This is a genomic window from Amycolatopsis rhizosphaerae, assembly GCF_007713715.1.
Taxonomy (GTDB): domain Bacteria; phylum Actinomycetota; class Actinomycetes; order Mycobacteriales; family Pseudonocardiaceae; genus Amycolatopsis_E; species Amycolatopsis_E rhizosphaerae.
Map to the genome: position 1 here is coordinate 1 of NZ_VJWX01000719.1, position 2,541 is coordinate 2,541.

At 70.4% G+C, this 2,541-nt stretch carries 2 protein-coding genes and 1 pseudogene; 1 reads left to right on the plus strand and 2 read right to left on the minus strand.

What is annotated here, in order from left to right:
- Together FNH05_RS35975 and FNH05_RS35980 are read right to left on the minus strand one after the other, a co-directional pair.
- Nucleotides 1–325: pseudogene (locus FNH05_RS35975) on the minus strand (glycoside hydrolase family 2); the annotation flags it as partial.
- A 132-nt stretch (nucleotides 326–457) separates the two neighbouring features.
- Complete coding sequence (locus tag FNH05_RS35980; protein ID WP_144593305.1) at nucleotides 458–1,198, minus strand: PP2C family protein-serine/threonine phosphatase; 741 nt, start codon at nucleotides 1,196–1,198, stop codon at nucleotides 458–460.
- Between the two features lie 364 nt (nucleotides 1,199–1,562).
- Between FNH05_RS35980 and yaaA the strand changes: the two genes are divergently transcribed.
- Nucleotides 1,563–2,294 carry a peroxide stress protein YaaA gene (gene yaaA, locus FNH05_RS35985; protein WP_144593306.1) on the plus strand — a complete coding sequence of 244 codons (732 nt, stop codon included), beginning with the start codon at nucleotides 1,563–1,565 and terminating at the stop codon, nucleotides 2,292–2,294.
- Nucleotides 2,295–2,541: the final 247 nt, after the last annotated feature.

Below are 2,541 nucleotides of genomic sequence, written 5' to 3' on the forward strand. Positions count from 1 at the left end.
CCCCATTGACCCAGACCGAGGCGGCGTAGTCCACGGCGCCGAAGTGCACCACGAACCGGTATCCCGGCGGGGGCGCCGCCGTGTCGAACTCCCGCCGGTACCAGACCACCCGGCGCGGCTGGGGAGCGTGAACACCGGACAGTTCGGACTCGGGCGGGTAGGGCACCGTGCTGGTCCGGTCGAAGGCCTCATGACCGGCATACCATCGGGCGGCCAGCCCGGCATCCCCGTCGTCGAAGGCGAATCCCCACTGGCCACAGAGGTCCATCCAGCCTTGCCGGACGAGATTCGGGCGCGGGCAGAGGTCCTCGGGTTCCACGACCATCACCCGGGCCAGGGTACGCAACCTCGCCCGGCCGGGCGAGTCGCCTCGCCCGGCACGCCCCGTCTGGCCCGGTGCGCGCCCGCGCCGTTCACGAAGACCGTCCCGGCTCCATCGCGGGCGGCACCACCGCGCTCAGGCGATGTCGCCGACGATGCAGGTGATGTTGTCCGGGCCTCCGCCCGCGTTGGCGATCTCGACGAGCTTGGCCACCGTCGCTTCGGGATCTTCGACCGTCGTCAGCACTTCGGTCAGGAGCTCGGCGGGGACGACGTCGGAGAGGCCGTCCGAGCAGATCAGGTAGCGGTCGCCGGCGCGGGCCTCCACGGCGAAAATGTCCGGTTCGGCCTCGCCACCGCTTTGCAGTGCGCGAGTGAGCACCGAGCGGCTCGGGTGCGTCATGGCCACCTCGGGCGTGATCCGCCCCTGGTCGACCAGCTCCTGCACGACCGTGTGATCACGGGTGATCTGCTCCAGCACGCCGTCACGCAGCCGGTAGGCGCGGGAATCACCGACATGGGCCACCAGGAACCGGGTGCCGTCCCACAACAGGGCGGTCAGCGTGGTACCCATTCCCTGCAGGAGCGGGTCCTCCTCGACCAGGTTGCCCAGCCTTCGCACCGCATCGCCCACCATCCCGGCGAGCGCGTCGGCGAGGCTCTCTTCGACCGTGTCCTCGGCCAGCCGCCGGTCGAACTCGGTGACCGCGGCGACGGCGGCCGAACTGGCGACCTCGCCCGCCACGTGCCCACCCATGCCGTCGGCCACGGCGAGCAGCCGTGGGCTGGTATAGACCGAGTCCTCGTTCGCATCCCGCCGCCGTCCGACATCGGTGGCGACGGCATACCGGAGCGTCAGCGACCCACTGGGTTCCATATGTGAAGTAAAGCAGTGGCCGGGCGGCGGCGGCAGCGCACTCACCCCCCGCCACCGCCCTGAGCCCGCTCACCTGCGGCTTCGGGCCGCGGGCAGGCTCATCAGGATCCGCACTCGGGTCCATTTCGGAAACAACGCCTCATCATCGGAAACGCCGGACAACCCGGGCCCATCACGGGGACCCACCCTCCGCCGCCCGGCGCGCGGTTCCCATCGCTCATGCCGTCGCCACAGCCCGATGAGCACGTTCGTGCACGGTGCGTTCGAGTGCGCCCTCTCACACCTTGGGGTGAAACGACCCGTACCCGTCGACCCCGCGACGGCCCGCTCCCGTGCGGCGTCCGCCACCGGTTAGCCTGCCCCTGTGCTGGTGCTGCTCCCTCCGTCCGAGACGAAGGCGCCCGGCGGGGACGGTCCGCCGCTGGACCTCGACCACTTCTCCACGCCGGAGCTGAACCCGGTCCGCCGCAAGCTCGCCGACGCGCTCGTCGAACTCGCCGCCGACCTGCCCGCCGGACTGAGGGCGTTGGGCCTGTCGGCCCGCCAGGAAGACGAGGTGACCCGCAACGGCACCCTGTGGTCGGCTGCGACCCTGCCCGCCCTGGAGCGCTACACGGGTGTCCTCTACGACGCCCTCGACATCGGTGGTTTCAGCAAGGCGCAGCTCGCGAAGGCGGAGCAACGGCTGGCCGTGGCCTCGGCACTGTTCGGCATCGCCCGGGGCTCCGACCGCATCCCGGCATACCGGCTTTCCGGCGGGAACACGCTGCCTTCGATCGGTTCGCTTCGCGCGTTGTGGCGTCCTGCACTGGAGCCGGTGCTGGCGACGAGTGACGAACTGATCGTCGACCTGCGCTCCGGAGCCTATGCGGCGCTCGCCCGGGTCGAGCACGCGGTCACCGTGCGTGTGGTGACCCGGGGCGGGCGGACCGTGAGCCATCACAACAAGGCGTACAAGGGGAAGCTGGCGGCAGCACTGGCGAAGAACTCTCGGGAACCGTCCACAGTGGAAGGTCTGCTCGGCGTGGCGTCGCGGGCGGGGATCCGCCTCGTACGCAGCGGCGAGAACGAACTGGACCTCGTGATCGAGAACTGAAGTTCCGGTTCCGGCACGGCACACCCACGTCGCATGGAAGAAGTTTCGCCACGGCCGCACGCTCTCCGGCTGACAGGCAACCGCGGCCCGCGCGAGGGACAACGGGGCACCGGCCGCGCCCCGGTAAATCGCTTGCCGCCCCGCGGCACCCTCGGCCATGATGCCGTGACCAGCGGAAAGCGCCCGAAGAGGAAAGGAGGCCGCCATGACTGTCGTCAAGTCCGGTTTTGCCTGCTTCCCCCTTCCG